This window comes from Micromonospora sp. NBC_00821, from assembly GCF_036347035.1.
GTDB lineage: Bacteria > Actinomycetota > Actinomycetes > Mycobacteriales > Micromonosporaceae > Micromonospora > Micromonospora hortensis.
This window is the reverse complement of record NZ_CP108880.1, coordinates 3,794,819-3,813,150: the sequence shown is the minus strand read 5'-3', so window position 1 is coordinate 3,813,150 and position 18,332 is coordinate 3,794,819. Positions and strand designations below refer to the sequence as shown.

19 protein-coding genes are annotated in these 18,332 nt (G+C 72.3%); 9 read left to right on the top strand and 10 right to left on the bottom strand.

Features of this window, described 5'->3' with window-relative positions; all coding sequences use genetic code 11:
- The first annotated feature begins 6 nt into the window (after positions 1-6).
- The 5 genes from OHB44_RS17540 to OHB44_RS17520 all read left to right on the top strand — a co-directional run bounded on the left by OHB44_RS17540 (position 7) and on the right by OHB44_RS17520 (position 4,184).
- Positions 7-129: a hypothetical protein gene (locus tag OHB44_RS17540; RefSeq protein WP_330437579.1), complete on the top strand. Its 123-nt coding sequence runs from the start codon at positions 7-9 to the stop codon at positions 127-129.
- Between the two features lie 246 nt (positions 130-375).
- Positions 376-2,061 carry an ABC-F family ATP-binding cassette domain-containing protein gene (locus OHB44_RS17535; RefSeq protein ID WP_330437578.1) on the top strand — a complete coding sequence of 562 codons (1,686 nt, stop codon included), beginning with the start codon at positions 376-378 and terminating at the stop codon, positions 2,059-2,061.
- A gap of 30 nt (positions 2,062-2,091) precedes the next feature.
- Positions 2,092-2,616 (top strand): GNAT family N-acetyltransferase, encoded by a 525-nt coding sequence (locus OHB44_RS17530; RefSeq protein ID WP_330437577.1) that lies wholly within the window; start codon positions 2,092-2,094, stop codon positions 2,614-2,616.
- Positions 2,617-2,688: 72 nt separating this feature from the next.
- A complete protein-coding gene (locus OHB44_RS17525) occupies positions 2,689-3,114 on the top strand; it encodes an Hsp20/alpha crystallin family protein (protein WP_238685962.1) in 426 nt (141 codons plus the stop codon).
- A 71-nt stretch (positions 3,115-3,185) separates the two neighbouring features.
- On the top strand, positions 3,186-4,184 hold the full coding sequence (locus OHB44_RS17520) for a tyrosine-type recombinase/integrase (protein ID WP_238685628.1): 999 nt from the start codon (positions 3,186-3,188) through the stop codon (positions 4,182-4,184).
- 119 nt (positions 4,185-4,303) lie between these two features.
- Here the strand turns inward: OHB44_RS17520 and OHB44_RS17515 are convergent, their stop codons facing one another.
- Genes OHB44_RS17515 through OHB44_RS17505 form a run of 3 tightly spaced genes read right to left on the bottom strand, consistent with a single transcriptional unit; the run spans position 4,304 to position 7,632 of the window.
- Positions 4,304-4,675, bottom strand: coding sequence for a VOC family protein (locus tag OHB44_RS17515; RefSeq protein WP_238685629.1), 372 nt, complete (start codon positions 4,673-4,675; stop codon positions 4,304-4,306).
- A gap of 49 nt (positions 4,676-4,724) precedes the next feature.
- The gene (locus OHB44_RS17510) at positions 4,725-5,897 is read right to left on the bottom strand and encodes an outer membrane protein assembly factor BamB family protein (RefSeq protein WP_330437576.1); all 1,173 of its coding nucleotides are present in this window, start codon (positions 5,895-5,897) and stop codon (positions 4,725-4,727) included.
- 31 nt (positions 5,898-5,928) lie between these two features.
- The gene (locus tag OHB44_RS17505; protein WP_266302496.1) at positions 5,929-7,632 is read right to left on the bottom strand and encodes an acyl-CoA dehydrogenase family protein; all 1,704 of its coding nucleotides are present in this window, start codon (positions 7,630-7,632) and stop codon (positions 5,929-5,931) included.
- Between the two features lie 146 nt (positions 7,633-7,778).
- On the opposite strand from OHB44_RS17505, the gene OHB44_RS17500 reads away from it, so the two are divergent.
- From OHB44_RS17500 to OHB44_RS17490, 3 genes are read left to right on the top strand one after another with little or no spacing between them, the layout of a single operon-like run.
- On the top strand, positions 7,779-8,237 hold the full coding sequence (locus OHB44_RS17500) for an Rv0361 family membrane protein (RefSeq protein WP_372488361.1): 459 nt from the start codon (positions 7,779-7,781) through the stop codon (positions 8,235-8,237).
- On the top strand, positions 8,224-9,417 hold the full coding sequence (locus tag OHB44_RS17495; protein WP_266302497.1) for a low temperature requirement protein A: 1,194 nt from the start codon (positions 8,224-8,226) through the stop codon (positions 9,415-9,417). Before OHB44_RS17500 ends, OHB44_RS17495 begins: the two co-directional genes overlap by 14 nt.
- A gap of 59 nt (positions 9,418-9,476) precedes the next feature.
- Positions 9,477-10,628: a low temperature requirement protein A gene (locus OHB44_RS17490; RefSeq protein WP_238685633.1), complete on the top strand. Its 1,152-nt coding sequence runs from the start codon at positions 9,477-9,479 to the stop codon at positions 10,626-10,628.
- Here the strand turns inward: OHB44_RS17490 and OHB44_RS17485 are convergent.
- From OHB44_RS17485 to OHB44_RS17455, 7 genes are all read right to left on the bottom strand, one after another.
- Complete coding sequence (locus OHB44_RS17485; protein ID WP_112586966.1) at positions 10,595-11,311, bottom strand: thymidine kinase; 717 nt, start codon at positions 11,309-11,311, stop codon at positions 10,595-10,597. The genes OHB44_RS17490 and OHB44_RS17485 overlap by 34 nt on opposite strands.
- A 56-nt stretch (positions 11,312-11,367) precedes the next feature.
- On the bottom strand, positions 11,368-12,759 hold the full coding sequence (locus OHB44_RS17480; RefSeq protein WP_088948214.1) for an MFS transporter: 1,392 nt from the start codon (positions 12,757-12,759) through the stop codon (positions 11,368-11,370).
- Positions 12,760-12,776: 17 nt separating this feature from the next.
- Positions 12,777-13,544 (bottom strand): glycerophosphodiester phosphodiesterase, encoded by a 768-nt coding sequence (locus OHB44_RS17475; RefSeq protein ID WP_330437575.1) that lies wholly within the window; start codon positions 13,542-13,544, stop codon positions 12,777-12,779.
- 170 nt (positions 13,545-13,714) lie between these two features.
- A complete protein-coding gene (locus OHB44_RS17470; protein ID WP_330437574.1) occupies positions 13,715-14,290 on the bottom strand; it encodes a hypothetical protein in 576 nt (191 codons plus the stop codon).
- Positions 14,291-14,349: 59 nt separating this feature from the next.
- Positions 14,350-15,309 (bottom strand): SDR family NAD(P)-dependent oxidoreductase, encoded by a 960-nt coding sequence (locus tag OHB44_RS17465; protein WP_330437573.1) that lies wholly within the window; start codon positions 15,307-15,309, stop codon positions 14,350-14,352.
- A 48-nt stretch (positions 15,310-15,357) separates the two neighbouring features.
- A complete protein-coding gene (locus tag OHB44_RS17460) occupies positions 15,358-15,933 on the bottom strand; it encodes a TetR/AcrR family transcriptional regulator (RefSeq protein WP_330437572.1) in 576 nt (191 codons plus the stop codon).
- A gap of 56 nt (positions 15,934-15,989) precedes the next feature.
- Entirely contained in the window at positions 15,990-16,763 is a 774-nt protein-coding gene (locus tag OHB44_RS17455) for a lysophospholipid acyltransferase family protein (RefSeq protein ID WP_330437571.1), read from the bottom strand.
- Positions 16,764-16,915: 152 nt separating this feature from the next.
- Here OHB44_RS17455 and OHB44_RS17450 point away from each other — a divergent pair, with 152 nt between their 5' ends.
- Positions 16,916-18,328, top strand: a complete 1,413-nt coding sequence (locus OHB44_RS17450) for a cytochrome ubiquinol oxidase subunit I (RefSeq protein WP_330441246.1) — start codon at positions 16,916-16,918, stop codon at positions 18,326-18,328.
- Positions 18,329-18,332: the final 4 nt, after the last annotated feature.

Here is an 18,332-nt window from a genome sequence, read left to right as displayed (position 1 = left end):
GCGACCGTGCTGTCCTTCGTCTCCGTGCTCGGCGTCGAGGGCACCGGCGGCGCCAGGCTCGCCCTCGACGCGACGCACGTGGCAGTGGCGGTCGCGTTGATCGCCCTGCGGCCCCGCCCGCGCCGGTAGGCGGCCCGCTGCTATTCCCCCCGCCCACCTCGTGTCGCGCTGACCACCGGGTGGGCGATATCCTCGGGAGTTGATGCGCCGAGGTTGCTAGCATCGCCGTCATGGCACGAGGTATCTGGTCGCAGAAGGTCCGCTCCGCCCGCTGACGGCGGCGCCCTTCCTCTGCTGAATTCGCGCTCGCCGTCCCGGTTCCCGCCGGGCGGCCATCAGCTGCTGCCCGGCTCCATCGCGAGCTGCGGAGCACCGTTGAACCTCACCCCGAACCCCGAAACCATGTCCCGGCCCGTCGAGGCCGGCAGCGCACACGTGCGCGCCACCGACGTCACAGTGACCCGGGGGTCCCGTCGCGTCCTGACCGACGTCTCGGTCACCGTCTCCGCCCGGTCGCGGGTGGCGGTCGTCGGCGAGAACGGTCGTGGCAAGACGACACTGCTGCACGTCCTCGCCGGGCTGATCACGCCGGACGACGGCACCGTGCAGCGGGCCGGCACGATCGGCCTGGCCCGCCAGGACCTGCCCACCCGCGACGGCGAGACGGTCCGCACCCTCACGTCCGAGGCGCTGGCCGCGTCGCTCACCGCCCTCGCCGCGCTGGACGAGGCGACCCTCGCCCTGACCGCTGGCGATCCGGGCGCCGAGGACCGCTACGCCGCCGCGCTCGACGCGGCCACCCGCCTCGACGCGTGGGACGCCGAACGTCGCGTCGACGTGGCACTGGAGGCCCTCGGCGCCTGCACCGACCGCGACCGTCCCCTGGCGACCTTGTCGGTGGGCCAGCGCTACCGGGTGCGGCTGGCGTGCCTGCTCGGCGCGCGCCACGACGTGCTGCTGCTCGACGAGCCGACCAACCACCTCGCCGCCGACGGCTTGGACTTCCTGACCCGCCGTCTCCGCGAGCACGACGGCGGTCTCGCGATCGTCAGCCACGACCGGGCGCTGCTGCGCGACGTCGCGGACCGGTTCCTCGACCTCGACCCCACCCACGACGCGAAGGCACGGCTCTACGCCGGCGGTTATGACGCCTGGCAGGACGCGCGGCGCCGCGATCGGGAGCACTGGGAGCAGGAGTACGAGCAGCAACAGACCGAGCGTCGACGACTCCAGGACGCGGTGTCGAAGGCCCGCGACCGCCTCTCCACCGGCTGGCGGCCGGACAAGGGGACCGGCAAGCACCAGCGCCAGTCCCGCGCGCCGGGCGTCGTGCAGGCCCTGAACCGGCAGCAGGACGCGCTCCAGGCACACCGGATCGACGTACCTCAACCACCGCAGACGCTGCGAATGCCGGACCTCGGCGTACGGCAGGGCGCGCCGCAGGTACGCGCGCAGGGCGTCGCCGTCGACGGGCGGCTCGCCAACCCGGTCGACCTCACCATCGACGGCGGCGACCGGCTGCTCGTCACCGGGCCCAACGGCGCAGGGAAGTCCACACTGCTCGCGGTGCTCGCCGGAGCGCTCGAACCCACCGACGGGTACGCCTGGACGGCGAGGGAGGCCCGGGTCGCCCGGCTCACCCAGGAGGCCGCCGGGCAGGCCTCCGATCTCACCGCCGACGAGGTGTACGCCGGCCAGGTGGGACGACTGGTGTCGCGTGGGGTGCTGCCCCCCGCCGAGGCCGTGTCGCTCGGATCGCTCGGGCTGCTGGACTCCGCCGCGACGCGTACGCCCGTCGGGCGGTTGTCGCAGGGACAGCAGCGCCGCCTCGACCTGGCACTGGTGCTGGCCGGGCGGCCCACGCTGATCCTGCTCGACGAGCCGACCAACCACCTGTCGTCGACACTGGCCGACGAGCTGACCGCCGCGATCCGCGCGACGAGCGCCGCCGTCGTCGTCGCCACCCACGACCGGCAGTTGCTGCGGGACCTGGCCGACTGGCCGCTGCTCCGGGTCGGCGACCCGGCGACCCCGGGTACGCGAACCGGGGCGACCGGATAAAGCCGTTGACCGGGCGGTGATGATCAACAGGTGACCATTACCGCCCGGCCCACCTGGACGACCAGCACCAGCCGGCCCGAGCACCCCGACGCGGTGCTGCTGCTGCGCGAGTACATGACCGAGATGGTGGTTCGCTATCACCGTCGCCCGGCAGTGCCCGGCGAGGTCGACGCGGCGTTGGCCGAGTTGCCCAGCGACGACCTGACCGCGCCGGGCGGGCTACTCCTGCTCGCCCACCACGGCCCCGACCTGGCTGGCTGCGCCGGGCTGCGCTGGCATTCGGGCTGGGCCGAGCTGACCCGGGTGTTCATCCGCTCCGAGCACCGCGGCGCCGGTGGGGGCGCGGCGCTGCTGGCCGCCGTCGAGGAGCAGGCCCTCGCGGCCGGGGCGGACCGGATCCGGCTCGACACCCGGCACGACCTGGTCGAGGCCCGCGCCCTGTACGCCCGGCACGGCTACGCCGAGATCCCGGCGTACTCGCGGGGCCCCTACGCCGAACACTGGTTTGAGAAGCGGCTGTCCGGAGCGGTTGACGTCGGCGCGCGGACGCGCTAAACAAGAAGAGGAAGTTGAGTCAACCCGGCTCAACTCATCACCTTCGGCCAGGAGAACCGAGGAGGCATGACCATGTTGATGCGTACCGACCCGTTCCGCGAGATCGACCGGCTCGCCGAGCAGTTCTTCGGTACGGCGGCACGTCCCGCGACGATGCACCTGGACGCCTACCGCGACGGTGACCACTTCTACGCGGCGTTCGACCTGCCCGGCGTCGATCCGGACACCATCGACTGCACTGTCGAGCGCAACGTGCTCACCGTCCGCGCCGAGCGTCGCCGGCCCGTCGGCGACGGCGTCGAGCTGGTCGCCGCCGAGCGCCCGATGGGCACCTTCACCCGACAGCTGTTCCTCGGCGACACGCTCGACACCGACAAGCTGGAAGCCGGGTACGAGAACGGGGTGCTGACACTGCGCATCCCGGTCGCCGAGCGTGCCAAGCCCCGCCGGGTGACCATCCAGGCCAACGGCGGCGCCCGGCGAGAGATCAACGCCTGATTCGACACGGCGACGGGTGGGACCGGCGCGCCTGCAGGCCGATCCCACCCAAGACTGAGAGCCTTTTTCACATGGTGTTCTCCGACGCTCCGGTGCTCGCCCGCCCGTCCGCGCCACCGGCGCTGCCGAGTGGGCCGGTCGAGGTCACCGAGGCGTGGCTGCGCAACCGGCGGCTGTCCGAGCACACCCGCGACGCCTACCGACGCGACGTCACCGGCTGGCTCCGCTGGTGCGCCGATCACGATCTGGACCCGCTGCGGGCCACGTTCCTGCACGTCAACGAGTACGCCCGCGCGCTGGAGAGCAGCGTCGGCGCCCGCAGCGGCCGCCCACTGACCCCGGCGACCGTCGCGCGTCGACTCTCGGCGCTGTCCAGTTGGTACGACTTCCTGGTCAAACTGAGCGCTGTGCCGGCCAACCCGGTCTCCGGCGCCGACCGCCCCCGTGTCGACCGGGACCACTCCGCCACCGTCGGGCTCACCCCCGAAGAGGTGGACGCCCTGCTCAGCGCCGCCGACGCGGACACCGGCGCGACCGCCGTACGCAACCGGGCGGCGCTCGCGCTCCTCGCCGACCTGGGTCTGCGGGTCGGGGAGCTGATCTCGCTGGACCTGACCGACCTCGGCACCGAACGCGGCCACCGCAGCGTGCGCTTCATCGGCAAGGGCGGCAAACAACGTCGCCGCGCCCTCACCCCCGGCACCGGGCACGCCCTGGACGCCTACCTGGCCCAGCGGGCCGCCGCCACCGGCGTGCCGGTGCCACAGCTCACCGGCCCGCTGCTGGTCACCGCCAGCGGTGCCCGACTGGACCGGCACTCGGTGTTCCGGATGGTCCGTCGGCTCGCCCGCGCCGCCGGCATCCCAGCCTGGGCGAAGCTGTCCCCACACTCACTGCGGCACGCCTTCGCCACCACGGCCCGCTCGGAGGGCGTGCCGTTGGAGGACGTCCAGGACGCCATGGGCCACGCCGACCCGCGCACCACCCGCCGCTACGACCGGGACCGGCACAACCTCGACCGCGACCCGGCCTACGCGGTGTGGGCGGCCCGGTCACGTCGTCGCGGCTGAGCGCTACCCGCCCGACGTCGGGTTGTCGATCAGCGGTAGACGTCCGGTTTCGGTAACCCGTCCGGGTTGACGAGAGTGACGGCCATGCTGATTCCTTCTGTCGTTGTGGCGGGCTCTTCTCAGCTCTGCGGGCGGGGGCAGATGCAGAACGGCTGCCCGATCGGGTCGAGGAGCACCACCCACCGCTCGCCGCCGGGCTGGAATGCCGGCTTCGACGCCCCAGCGGCGACGAACCTCTCCTCCGCCGCGGCCAGGTCGTCGACGTAAAGATCCAGGTGGTAGCGCTTGTCGCCGGTCTGGTCCGGCCAGGAGGGTGGTCGGTATCCCTCGACCAGCCCGAAGCCGATGGAGACGCCACCGGAGCTGATCATCGCGTATTCGGGTTGGCTGTGGGTGACCTCCCAGCCCAGCGCCTCGTGGTAAAACGCGGCGTGGCCGGCGGGATCGGAACTGTCGAGGTTGACCATCGCGAGGTCGGCAGAGGCTGTCACGCCGGCAGTATGCCGGCGGGGCCCGACAACTTCGCCCCGCGAGTAGAGGTCAGGGGACGTCGAGGGGCCAGAACGTCACGCGGGCCGTGCCGTCGCGGCAGATCAGCCCGGCGCCGACCCGGCGGCAGTCGGTCACACCCGCCGGGAGCACCGCGGACACCCGATGACCCTCACGCCCTACCGTCGCGACCAGGGAGCGCCTGCCGTCCGCCGCCAAACCCAGCACGACCAGGGGTTCCGTGGTGCCCCGTGGGCCCCCCACGGTGCGCCAGCGCGCCCCGGCCGGCCACGTCCACACCCGCGCCCCGGTGCCCGCGTCGATCGCCCAGCGTCCCTGCTCGTCCTGCCCGCAGAGCAGACCCTGGCAGGGCCGCAGGATCAGCTCACCCGGCTGCACCGGCGATCGCCAGCGCGGCATCAGCCCGGGTAGGTCGTAGCCGGTCAGCGCGACCGCGCCGCCGTTCGGGTGGCGTAGCACCAGGTGCGCGCCGACGAGCTGCGGATTGTCCGGGCCGTAGTCGGCCGGCGGCAGCTGTCCCCGCCCACGTTCGGTGCCGTCACGGGCGTCGAGCAGCCGGACCAACCCGTCGTCCTGCACCAGCAGCACCCGCCCGGGCACGCCGGGCAGCGCTCGCAGCACCGCCGTGGAGGGCAGCGGGACCGACCACCGGGTCGCGCCGGTGCCCGGGTCGACGCCGTGCACCGTGCCCTCGACCCGCCGACCCGGTTCGGCGGCGCTGCGCACCTCGCGCACCGCGACCGCTTCGTTTCCGGCCGCGTACACGCGCTCGGGTCGCCGCCACACCGGCTGGCCGGTACGCAACGACCGCGCGGTGGTCACCCGCGCCCCGAGCGCCTGGTCACGCTCGACCAGCAGCAACAGGTCACCGGCGACCTCCGCGGACCACCCGGCGGCGGGCGGCACTGTGACCCGCCACCGCGGCGGGCCGTCCGGCGCGGCCGAGTCGTAGGCGCTCAGCGTCGGCGGGTTCGGTTCGGGGTCGACGACCAGCAGCAGCGGCCCGGCGCCGAGCACTGTCGCCCGGGCGGGCACCGCCGGCCCGACCTGAGGCGTCAGGCGCACGGGCGGGGCGGAACCACCGAGCAGGACACAGGCCGCCACCAGCACCGCCACCCACCACCGGCGGGACACCTGCGGTGGAGGCGGGTGTTCCTCCAGGGGCGCGCCCCGGTCGTCACCCAGCTCGATCAGCACCGACATGGGCGCTTACCCGTCCGCTCGCGCCGGCCGGTCAGCAGAGCAGGTCGAGGTGGTGGTGGGCGTCCTCGGCGATCTCCTCGTGCCGCAGCCAGCGGCGCGCCCACAGCCGGGCGGCCAACTCCGCCTGCTCGTCGCCCCACGCGGCGTGCTCGACGAGCAACGCGGTGGTCAGCGCGTACGCCAGGCGCAACGCCAGACCGCGGGCGCCCGCGAGCACCGCCGACGCAACCGGGTCGACGGTCACCGCGGCGATGGTCTCCCGCAACTGCGTGGCGGCGGCGGCCAGGGTGTCGGCCAACACCGGCGACAGCGGCCGCGCCAGGTCGACGGCGGCGGTCAGCCGGCTCAGCAGCGGCGCCCCGGCGTCCTCCCGGGTCAGCGCGCGCAGCACATCCAGGGCCAGCACATTGGTGGTGCCCTCCCAGATCGGCAGCACCTGGGCGTCGCGCAGCAACCGGGGCACGCCGGTGTCCTCCACGTAACCGGCCCCGCCAAAGCTCTCCACGTACTCGCTGGCGGAGCTGACGGCCAGCCGGCCGGTGGCCAGCTTCGCCAACGGCGCCACGACGCGCAGCTCGGCCGCGGCCTCCGGGTCGGCGCCGACCTCGACCCGCCCGAGCAGGGCGAAGGCGTGCCCAGCGAGGGCGAACGCGCCCGCAGCGTCGACGGCGAGGGTGCCCAGGGTGGCCCGGTGCAGGGGCGAGGACACCAGTGGGCCGCCGGCGACGTGCCGCACCTCGGCGTACGCGCGGGCGTAGGCGAGACCCCGTCGCATTCCGCCGGCCGCCGCCGCGGCGTTGTGCACCCGGGTCACCACGACCAGGGTCATCGCCCGAACCAGACCGGGCACCGCCGGGTCACCCAGCGGGAGGGCGTACGCGTCGCGCAGGCCGATCTCGGCGGTGGGCAGCGCCCGGGTGCCGAGCTTGTCCTTGAGCCGGTGCACTGTGACACCCGGCGCGGGTGCGCCCGGCGCCGCGCCGTCGGCCAGCGGTGAGTCGACCGCGTACCGGGGAACGAGGAACGGGGCGAGCACCCGGCTGCCCCGCCCGGCGCCCTCCGGCCGGGCCAGCGCCACCGCCATCGCGGCGTCGGCGGCGGAGCAGAACCATTTCTCCCCGGTCAGCCGCCACGAACCGTCCGCCGCGGGTCGGCCGAGCGTGCTGGAGCGGCCCAGATCGGAGCCGCCCTGCGACTCGGTCATCCACTGCCCGCTGGTGATCGCCGTGGCCGGGTCCGTGGAGATCAGCCGGGGCAGCCACGCGTCGCGGACCGTGGCGTCGACGTCGGGCATGCTGAGCAGCGCCGCCGCCCCGTCGGCCATCGCCACCGGGCAGGAGAACGTCGCGGACTCCGGCCCGTACAGGTGCAGCAGGGCGTGCTGCACGACCCGCGCGGCGGCACCCCAGGTGCCCCGGGCGTCCGGCAGGTAGGGCAGCGCCACCACGGCGTGCCGGGCGGCGGCGGCGCGTTGCGCCTGCCAACCGGCGGAGGTGTCGATGCGGTCGATCCGGGCACCCCACGGGTCGTAGCGGACCAGCGTCGGCGGGTGCGCCTCCGCGTCGGCGTGCGCCGCGCGCAGTGGCCCGATGACGTCGGCGGCCAGGTCCGCGAGACGGCCCTTCGCGGCGGCGTGCCCGCCCGGGCCGAGGTGACGCTCCAGCCAGGACCGCAGCAGGCCATCGCCGGCGTACGGGTCGACGGGGGGTGGTACCGGCTGCACGAAGCGGCTCATCGATCGGCTCCTGGCACTGCTCGGGGGTGTGCGCCGACGGTAGACGATGCGGGGCCGCCGCGAACAGGGCACACCCGCCCATCGGGCGCACCCAGTTTCCGGCTTGTCGCCCGTCAGCGTGAGCGTCTTCTCTACGGTCGGTAGTCGTGGGTGCGGGCCAGTCGTGGAGCCGACCGGCCCGGCGTCACCGCCCGATGCGCACCGGGTTGGCGTTCGCCGGGTTCGGCGTGGCGCTGTGCTGCGTGGGGGTGGCCGGATTGGGCGCCTGGAACCTGCAGACCGTCCGGCAGGCCGCCGGCCCGATCCGGGAGACCGCCGACGGTTTCCTCAGCGAGGTGGCCCTCGGCGACAGCGACCGGGCGTACGAGCGGCTCTGCGAGGACGCGCGCAGCCGCTGGAGCGCTATCGGCTTCACCAGTTGGGTGCGGACACCACCGATGGTCACCGACTACGAGATCACCGACGTGTCGGTCGCCACCCGCAGCGGCCGACCGCACGGCACGGTGACAGTGAAGGTGACCCGCAGCGGCGGGCTCAGCGAGGAACGGCGTCTGCCGGTGGTCCGTGAGGACGGGAACTGGCGGGTGTGCGGTGACCCTTTCTAGGCCCCCGGTCGCCGCCCCGACACGCCCACAGCTGCTGCGCCCACGCGAGGGGGTGCAGCCGACCACCTCGACGGAACTCTTCTTCGACCTCGTCTTCATCTTCAGCATCACCCAGTTGTCGCACTACCTGCTCGCGCACCTGGACTGGCGGGGCGCGGGGCGTACCGGCCTGTTGCTGGCGCTGGTGTGGCTCGTCTGGGTCTACACCACCTGGCTGACCAACTGGCTGCAACCGGACCAGGGGCCGGTGCGGACGATGCTGATCGGGGTGGGGCTGGGCAGCCTGCTGTTGTCGGCGACGATCCCGGAGGCGTTCGGCTCCACCGGCCTGCTCTTCGCGCTGGTCTACGTCACCGTGCAGGTGGGCCGCACAGTGTTCGCGTTGTGGGCGGTGCAGGGCAGCCCGTGGTTGGTGGCCGGATTTCAGCAGTCGCTGCCGTGGATCACCGGGACGTCGGTGCTCGTGGTCATCGGTGGCCTGGTCGGCGGTGCCGCCCGGGACGCGGTGTGGACGGCGGTGATCGTGATCGAGGTGGTCGGCCTGTCGATCGGCTATCCGTTGCCACGACGGGGGCGCAGCCGACCCGAGCGGTGGATGGTGGAGGGTGGGCACCTGGCCGAACGGTGCGCGGCGTTCGTCCTGATCGCGCTGGGGGAGTCGATCCTGGTCACCGGCAGCACCCTCACGTCGCACGTGGACCTGGTGACGTCCGGGGCGTTCCTGCTGGCGTTCGGCGGTTCGGTGGCGCTGTGGTGGGTGTACTTCGCCCGCTCGGCCCCGGCCGCCACGGAGTTCATCGCCCACGCCGGGGAGCGCACCGGGGCGTTGAGCCGGGTCGCGTTCAACTTCCTGCACCCGGTGATCGTCGCCGGTGTCGTCGTCACGTCGGCGGCCGACGAGCGGTTGCTGCGGGAGCCCGGCGCACCGGCCACCACTGTCGACGTACTGCTCACCCTGGGTGGTCCCGCGCTGTTCCTGACCGGGCACGCCGCCTACAAGGCGCTGTTGTGGCGGACCCTGCCGATCAGTCGGGTCACTGCGGTGGTGGTCCTGCTGGCGCTGATGCCGGTCGGTGTGGTGCTGGAGGCACCCGTCGCGGTGTGCGCCGCTGTGGCGTTGGCGGTGACTGTCGCCGTGATCCTGACCGACCGGTTCCGGTCACTGGCGGCCGCGCGGTGACCGGCGCGTCGCCAGGACGCGGTCCACGTCATCCGCAGTTACTGCGCCCGCGCCGTGGCGTGGAGCGGACCACCTCCACCGAGCTGTTCTTCGACCTGGTCTACGTCTTCACGATCATCCAGCTGTCGCACTACCTGGCCGAGAACCTCAGCTGGCAGGGCGTCGGACGGACAGCGGTGCTGCTGAGCCTGATCTGGCTGGTCTGGATCTACACGGTGTGGGCGGGCAACTGGCTGCACCCGGACCGGACACCAGTGCGGGCCACGCTGCTGGTGGTGACGCTGGGCAGCCTGCTGCTCGCCGCCGCGCTGCCCACCGCCTTCGGCGACAACGGTCTGCTCTTCGCCCTGGCGTACGCGGCGGTGCAGGTGGGTCGCACGGCCTTCTCCCTGTGGGCGATCCGGGGTGAGCCCTGGCTCGGCGACAGCTTCCGGCAGTGTTTCGTCTGGATCGCCGGTACCGGGACGCTGGCGGTCGTCGGCGGGCTGGTGGACGCCCCGGCCCGGGAGCTGATCTGGATCGCGGTGATCGTCGTCGACTCGATCGGGCTGGCGACCGGGTTTCCGGTGCCCGGGATGGGGCGCAGCAGGCCGGAGCACTGGCGGGTGGAGGGCGGGCACCTGGCCGAACGCTGTCAGGCGTTCATCCTCATCGCGCTGGGGGAGTCGCTCCTGATCACCGGTGGGACGCTGACGCAGCGGTTGGACCGGGTGACCATCGCCGCGTTCCTCCTCGCGTTCGCGGGTTCGGTGGCCCTGTGGTGGGTGTACTTCGACCGGGCGCAGGCCAGCATGGCGGCGTTGGCGGCCGCGGGTGAACGGGCCGGGCGGCTCTCCCGGCTGGTGTTCAACTATCTGCACCCGGTGATGGTGGGCGGCATCGTCGTCACGGCAGTCGGTGACGAGCGGCTGCTGCACGATCCCGGGGAACCTGTGGGCTGGGCGAGCGCGCTGGTCGTCCTGGGCGGTCCCGCGTTGTTTCTGGCCGGTCACGCCGCGTACGAGATGGCGCTCGGTCAGGCCGGGGTGGTCGCCCGGGTCGCGGCGACGCTGCTGCTGCTCGCGCTGTCCCCGGCGGCGGTGGCGTTGCGGGCGCCGATCGCGGTGGCCGCCGGGGCGGCGCTGCTGACCACGGTCGGGGTGATCGTGGTTGACCGAATGTCGGCGCGGCGGGCCGCTCAGTCGCGGGGGCCGAGGTCGCCGCTGCGGTAGTGCCGGCGGCAGAGCACCTGGTAGCGCACCTCGGCGGTGTCGACGGTGTCGCCGATGACGACCTGGGCACCCTCACGGACGACCCGGCCGTCGACGACGCGGGCGTTGAGCAGCCCTTCGCGGCCGCACCAGCAGAGCACCTCGACCTGGATGCGGGCCACCTCGTCGGCCAGCTCGAACAGGCGTTGCGCGGCGGGGAACAGCCGCGAGCGGAAGTCGGTGGCCAGGCCGAACGCGAACACGTCGACGTCGTAGCTGTCGACCAGCTCGGCCATCTGCTCGACGTGCTCGACGGTGTAGAAGCACGCCTCGTCGCAGATCAGGTAGTCGACGCGTACTCCGTCGGCCCACCGGCCGCGCACCAGGGCCCGCAGGTCCAGGTCGTCGGTGACCTCGATGGCCTCGTGGGCCAGGCCGATGCGGGTGGTGACCTGCGGTCCCAGCGACCGGTCGATGCGGGTGGTGACCAGCCCTCGCCGACCCTGCCGGGCGTGGTTGTAGTTCATCTGCAACGCCATCGTGGACTTGCCGCAGTCCATCGGCCCCCAGAAGAACTTCAACGCCGCCGCGTGCACCGGACGTCCGTCGAGCCCGCGCGCGGCCGCGCACCCGGCCGGGGCGTGCGGCTGGCCGGGGAACGGGTGGGCCAGGCAGGTCGGGGCGGTGGCGGCGTCGTCGGTCACGGTCGGGCAGCCTAGCTGATCGACCGCATCTGATCTGTCGGGCGCGGGACGCGTGCTCAGAGCACCCGGGGTGGGGTGTTGCCCGCGGCCACGATGGCCCGGCGGATCGGCACGGCGGCGAGGAGCAGGAAACCGACCACGAAGAAGATCAGCAGTGAGACCAGGCCCACCCGGTAGGAGGAGGTGAGCTGGAACACCAGGCCGAAGGCGAGCGGCCCGAGCCAGCTGGTGCCCTTGTCGCTGATCTCGTAGAAGCCGTAGTACTCGCCTTCCTTGCCGGCCGGGATGAGCTGGCTGAACAGCGACCGGCTCAGCGCCTGGCTGCCGCCGAGGACCAGGCCGATGGCCGCGCCGAGGACCATGAACGGCAGCGGCGCCTCGGCGGGAAGCCGGAACGCGGCGATGATCACACCGGTCCAGAGCACCAGGCTGAGCAGCACTGTCTTCCAGGCGCCGATGCGCTTGGCCAGCGCGCCCAGGCTCAACGCGCCGCCGAAGGCGAGGAACTGCACCAGCAGGATCGTGATGATCAGGGTGCTCTGCTCCAGGCGCAGCTCTTCGGTGCCGTACTGGCTGGCCAGGGTGATGACGGTCTGGATGCCGTCGTTGTAGACCAGGAAAGCCAGCAGGAAGTACAGCGTCAGCGGGTACGCCTTGACCTCGCGCATGGTGCGGGCGAGTTGCCGGAACCCGTCGGTGAGCACGTTGCCGCCGCTGGCCAGGGCCGCGACGCTGGGGCGCTCGCGCAGCCACCGCAGCGGCACCAGGGTGAACAACGCCCACCACACGCCGGCGGACACGATCGACCAGCGGGCCAGGTCCAGGGTGCGTTGCGGGTTGTCGCCCTCGTCGAGCAGGGTGATCGCGACGAGGTTGAGGGCCAGCAGCAGGCCGCCGCCGAGGTAGCCCAGCGCCCAGCCGCGACTGGAGATGCCGTCGCGTTCGTCGGGGCCGCCGAGCTGCGGCAGGAACGAGTTGTAGACCACGATCGCGGCGCCGAAGGAGATGTTGGCGACCAGGAAGAGCGCCCCGCCGAGCAGGTAGCGGTCGCCGGTGACGAAGGCCATCGCGATGGTGGCGCCGGCGCCGGTGAACGCGGCGCCGCCGAGCAGCCGCTTCTTGTGCGCCGACCGGTCGGCGATCGCCCCGATGACCGGCAGCACGAACACGGTGAGGAACACCGACAGCGAGATCAGGTACGGGTAGTAGGACCCGGCGGCGATCTTGATGCCCAGCGGGTAGACGGAGCCGTCGCAGGAGTCCGCGCCGAGTTCGCAGCCGGCCGCCAACTCGGCGACGGTGGTCAGGAACGGGCCGAGGAACACGGTGATCACGGTGGTCTGGAACGCGGAGTTGGCCCAGTCGTAGATGTACCAGCCCCTGCGTTCCCGGCGGGTGCTCGCCGGAGGCGGGGTGTCGTCCACCGTGGGGGTCACGGTCTCGGCCATCGGGGGTCCTTCGATGGTCAGGCGGCCCAGTGGCCGCGGCTGCGGTAGACGTCGCGCAGCACGCCGACGTGATCGGTCATGATGCCATCCACGCCACGATCCAGTAAGTCGTGCATCTGGGCTGGTTCGTCGATCGTCCAGACGTGCACCTGCAGGCCGATGCGGTGGCAGTAGTCGAGGAACCGGCGGTCCACCACCGGCACCCGCCCGTAGCGTGGCGGCACCTGCGCGGCGACCACCGACGGGGGCAGTCGCAGCGGGCGTCCGTGCAGGGAGGCGAGCCGCAGCCGGGCGACCCCACGCATGCCGAGGCTGGTGGCGACGCGCCCGTCGGTGAGCGCGCGCAGCCGGGTCAGTCGGGCGTCGCTGAACGAGGCGAGCAGCACCCGGTCGGCGGCGCCGGCCCGGGTCACGGTAGCGACCGTCGGCGCGACGCCGCTGTCGGCCTTCACGTCGATGTTGAAGCGGACCTGCGGCCAGGCGCCGAGCACCTCGTCGAGCCGGGGTACGACGGCAGCGCCGCCGACGCGTACGGAGGCGAGGTCGGCCCAGCTCATGTCGGCGATGCGGCCCGCCTCACCGGTGACCCGGAGCAGCGTCGGGTCGTGGAAGATCACCGCGACGCCGTCCGCTGTGGCGTGCACGTCGGTTTCCACGTACCGGTAGCCGAGCCCGATGGCCCGGGCGAACGCCTCGGTGGTGTTCTCGTCGCCCTCGGCGGCGCCGCCACGGTGGGCGAACGCCAGCGGCGCGGGCGCGTCGAGGTAACCGAATCGGGTCAACACGCGACGCAGTATGCCCTCGGTTGGTGGAGCGCGGATGGCCTGCCGGCGAAAATCAGGCCCGTGGCGCCGGCTGCCACCCCCACCGCGCCGATCTTGCAGTTTCGGTCGCGGATACGCGTGGAACGTTCCTTGTGTCGGGACAGCAAGTGCACGATCGCGAGAGGGTGCGGTCAGCTCCAGTCGGTCTGGTGGCCGTCGTGGCGCAACAGGTCCAGCAGTTCGGCGTCGCTGGGCCGGTGGGCGCGGGTGAGCGCGGCGGTCAACTCGTCGACGCCGACCGGGTCCGGCCCCTGCACCTCGACCGCCCGTACGGTGGCGCCCTCGGTGCGGTAGAGGGCGATGGACGGGTCACTGTTGTCGGTCTCGTGGGTCACGATCAGCGTGCTCCCGCCGCCCAGGTCGGTGCAGGTGCGCAGCCGTGGCGAGCCGCAGTCGACGCCGTCGGGTAGCCCGCTCGCGGGGTGCGGCACGCGCAACCGCCAGAGCACTGGCACGGCGCGGCCGTCGGCGGTGCGCAGCGGGTAGGCGACGTCCAGGCCGCCACGTTCCAGCCAGCCGACGGCGCCGGAGCGGGTCACCTCGTCGGGGATCAGCAGCTGATCGCGAGGCCACGGTGACGACCGCGTCAGGTCGGCGAGGTCCCGCTGGTCCTTGGCGTGGTGGTGAGCCGTCCGCAGCCCGGCGTAGCCGATGCCGGCGACGACGACGAGTACCACTGCGACGAGGACGAGAGGGCGGCGCGACACGTGATCATTGTCCCCGTCGCCGGGTCGGCTCAGGTGCCCGGGCACCTGAGCCGACCCGGTCAGCGCCCCAGGAGCCGCAGCGTCTCGTCCCAGAGGACGTCGGCGTCCCTGTCATCGAGGGCGTACGTGAGCACGCCGCTGCGGCCGTCGGCCCGCTCGGCGATGACCGGGGCCTCGTTGCCGTCCTCGAAATAGCGGCCGGTCACGCCCTCGACCTCGGGGCTGGCGGCCAGCAGGACCGAGGTGGCCGCGCCCTGCTGGGGGGTCTTCCAGCCCGGCGGCACCTCCAGGCGGTTGCCCTGCTCGTCGAGCGCGCCGACCCAGCGCAGTTGCGCGTCGTCGAGGTGGCGTTGCAGGTTGGTCATGATGCCGCCGGGGTGCAGGGCGTTGGCGGTGATGCCGTCGGCGGCCCATTTCCTGGCCAGGGCGACAGTGAACAGGATGGTGGCGGTCTTCGACTGGCCGTACGCCGACCACGCCTCGTAGGGGCGGGTGGTGAAGTGGATGTCGTCGAAGACGACCGGGGACTGCTGGTGGGCCGACGAGCTGACGACGACGACGCGGGCGCCGTGCGCGGCGACCAGCGCGTCGCGCAGACCCAGGGTCAGTGCGGCGTGACCGAGGTGGTTGATGGCGAACTGCGCCTCCCAGCCGTCGGCTGTCCTGGTCAGCTCGGGCACGGCCATGATGCCGGCGTTGTTCACCAGGATGTGCAGTGGGCCTGTCCAACTGGCCACGAAGGCGTCGATGGAGGCGCGGTCGGCCAGGTCGAGGTGGTCGACCCGGACCTTGCCGGGTGCCCCGCCGGCCGTGATGTCGGCGGCGGCGCGCTCACCGGCGGCGGTGTCGCGTACGGCCAACGTCACCTCGGCGCCGGCGTCGGCCAGCGCTCGGGCGGTCTCCAGGCCGATCCCGGACGCGCCGCCGGTGACGATGGCTCGTCGGCCGGTGAGGTCGATGCCGTCGATCACCTCAGCGGCGGTCGACTGGGCCGAGTACGGGGTGATGATTCGTGACATTTCGGGCCTCCAGAGGCGCGAGATCGTGGCGGTTCGGTGAGGGGTGTGTCAGCGGTGCAGCAGCCGCAGAGCCCGGCGCAGCCGGTCGCGGAACTCGTCCCTGGAGGTCGAGGTCGACTTCCAGGTGAGCGCTGCGGAGAAGAGCAGGTCCATGACGTCGTCAGCGGTCCGCCCCTCGTCGAGCAGACCGGCCGGGGCGACGGCGTCGATGTGGGCTCGCAGGGCCGCTTGAGCTCGCACCTGGTAGTCGTGGAACATCGAGCCCAACTGTGGCTCGCTGTTCTCCAGCAGGTCGTTGAGATCGCGGGCCATCTGGGTGTCGATGTACGCGCCCATCAGGGCGTCCAATCCGGCCACGACCCGCTCGTCGAAGCTCGTCGACTGGTCGGCGAGGCGGGCTTCCATGGCGTGCTGGGCGCGCTCCATGACGCCCTGCATGGTGGCGCGGTACAACTGCTCCTTGTTGGGGAACATCAGGTACAGGCCCGGTCGGGAGATGCCCGCCGCCTTGGCGACCGCCTCCATCGACGTCTTCTGGAAGCCGTAGCGCCCGAACACCGCTACCGCCGCCGCCAGGACGGCGGCGCGCTTCGGGTCCTCGACAGACGCTTCTACTGTGCTCACGTTAGACAGATTAGACGATTTTCCAAAAGTTGTCTAACGCGTTCGCGGGGTGGACGTCAGGTCGAGCGGCGGCGGTGCGCCCGGGTGAGGTCGCTGGGACGGCCGGGGTCGACGTGGCGGGGCAGGTCCGGCTCGTCCGGGCGCAGCGGGGCGAGGGTGTCGGTGAGCGCGTCGATGATGCGGTCGGTGGCACGGCGGGCCGCACCGGGGTTGGCGGCAGCCGTCTCGCCCAGGTCGACGGGGGTGCCGAAGTGCACCCGGATCACCGGTCGACGCCACAGCGAACGGCCGATGCCGCGCAGCATTCCGCGCGGCGCCTGATACGGCAACACCTCGTGCGAGCCCCACTGGGCGACCGGGACGACCGGCGCGCCGCAGGCCAGGGCGAGGCGGGCGGCGCCGGTCTTGCCGCGTTCGGGCCACAGGCCGGGGTCCAGGCCGATGCGCCCCTCGGGGTAGATGAGGATCACCGAGCCGCGCGCGACGGCCGCCGCGGCGTCGTCGAGGGCCCGGTGCACGGCACTGGTGCCCCGGTCGACCCGGATGTGTCCGGCGTGGCGCATGGCGGCACCGAACACCGGGACGCGGAACAGCCCGGCGGTCGCCATGATCCGCGGCGCGACGCCACGAGTCTGGCAGGCGGCGGCCATGACCACCGGGTCGAACGGGCTGATGTGGTTGGCGGCCAGCACCAGCGGGCCGCGACGCAGGTGCGCCGGGACGTCGCCGGTGACCTCGAGGCGGGCGAGCAGGCCGACCAGGCCCCGGGCCAGCAGCAGGGCTGCGCGCCAGATCAGCGGCGGCTGCCAGGCGGTGTGTGCGGTGTCCATCAGCGCGCCATCGTCGCACGCGCCGGCGGGGCCGCGAGGGCGGGTCGGGTGATCAGGGTCATTGGCCCCGGGAGGGTGCGGGCCGCCCAACCGTCTACGACGAGCAGTAGTATTTACTACGTCTCGTAGTACGAATGGCTGGGGGTTTTCAGGTGGACGCGTTGGACGTTGCCCGCTGGCAGTTCGGTGTCACCACCGTCTACCACTTTCTCTTCGTGCCGCTGACCATCGGCCTGTCCGTGCTGGTGGCCATCCTGCAGACGATGTGGCACCGCACCGGCAACGAGCGGTACCTGAAACTCACCAAGTTCTACGGCAAGCTGTTCCTGATCAACTTCGCCATGGGCGTGGTCACCGGCATCGTGCAGGAGTTCCAGTTCGGCATGAACTGGAGCGACTACTCCCGCTTCGTCGGTGACGTCTTCGGCGCACCCCTGGCCATCGAGGCGCTCGTCGCGTTCTTCCTCGAATCCACCTTCATCGGCCTGTGGATCTTCGGTTGGGACCGGCTGCCCAAACGGGCGCACCTGGCCAGCATCTGGGCCGCCGCGATCGGCACCAACCTCAGCGCGTACTTCATCCTCGCGGCGAACTCGTTCATGCAGAACCCGGTCGGCTACCGGATCAACCCCGACAGCGGGCGCGCCGAGCTGACCGACTTCCCGGCCGTGCTGACCAACAAGGTCGCCCTGATCACCTTCCCGCACACCCTGGCCGGCTCGTTCCTGGTCGCCGGGTCGCTGATCGTCGCCGTCGGCCTGTGGCACGTCATCCGCAACCGCGACTCCGCCGACGCCGGCGCGTACCGCTTCGCCACCAAGTTCGGCTCCTGGGTGGTTCTGGTCGCCTCCGCCGCCGTGCTGTTCACCGGCGACATCCAAGGCAAGATCATGACGGACGTGCAGCCGATGAAGATGGCCGCCGCGGAGGGCCTCTACACCACCGAGAGCCCCGCCTCGTTCTCCGTGCTGACCATCGGCAGCCTGGACGGCAGCCGCGAGGTGTTCGCCATCAAGATCCCGTACCTGCTGTCGTACCTGGGCACCGGCGACCCGAACGGCACGGTGCACGGCATCAACGACCTGCAGGCCCAGTACGCCACCCAGTACGGCGCCGGCAGCTACACCCCGATCATCCCGGTCACCTACTGGAGCTTCCGCTTCATGATCGCCTTTGGGATGGCGGCCGGCGCGATCGCCCTGCTGGTGCTCTGGAGCCAGCGCAAGGGCCGCACCCCGAGCAGCACGTGGCTGCTGCGCGCCGGGCTGGCCATGCCGGTGCTGCCGTTGCTGGCCAACTCCTTCGGCTGGATCTTCACCGAGATGGGCCGGCAGCCGTGGATCGTCTTCGGCGAGATGCTCACCCGCAACGGGGTGTCGCGCAGCGTCTCGCTGGCCGAGGTGCTCACCTCGTTCACCGCCTTCACGCTGATCTACGCCACCCTCGCCGTGATCGAGGTCAAGCTGCTGCTGCGCTACGCCAAGGCCGGCGTGCCGGACGTCAGCGAGCAGGCCCCCACCGACGACACCGACGACGCCGAGCGCCCGCTCGCCTTCGCCTACTGATCCC

Coding starts and splice junctions, on each gene's coding strand:
- OHB44_RS17520 (WP_238685628.1), top strand. CDS start 3,186: ATGGTGTTCTCCGACGCTCCGGTGCTCGCCCGCCCGTCCGCGCCACCG.
- OHB44_RS17480 (WP_088948214.1), bottom strand. CDS start 12,759: ATGGCCGAGACCGTGACCCCCACGGTGGACGACACCCCGCCTCCGGCG.
- OHB44_RS17465 (WP_330437573.1), bottom strand. CDS start 15,309: ATGTCACGAATCATCACCCCGTACTCGGCCCAGTCGACCGCCGCTGAG.
- OHB44_RS17510 (WP_330437576.1), bottom strand. CDS start 5,897: ATGTCGGTGCTGATCGAGCTGGGTGACGACCGGGGCGCGCCCCTGGAG.
- OHB44_RS17525 (WP_238685962.1), top strand. CDS start 2,689: ATGTTGATGCGTACCGACCCGTTCCGCGAGATCGACCGGCTCGCCGAG.
- OHB44_RS17505 (WP_266302496.1), bottom strand. CDS start 7,632: ATGAGCCGCTTCGTGCAGCCGGTACCACCCCCCGTCGACCCGTACGCC.
- OHB44_RS17455 (WP_330437571.1), bottom strand. CDS start 16,763: ATGGACACCGCACACACCGCCTGGCAGCCGCCGCTGATCTGGCGCGCA.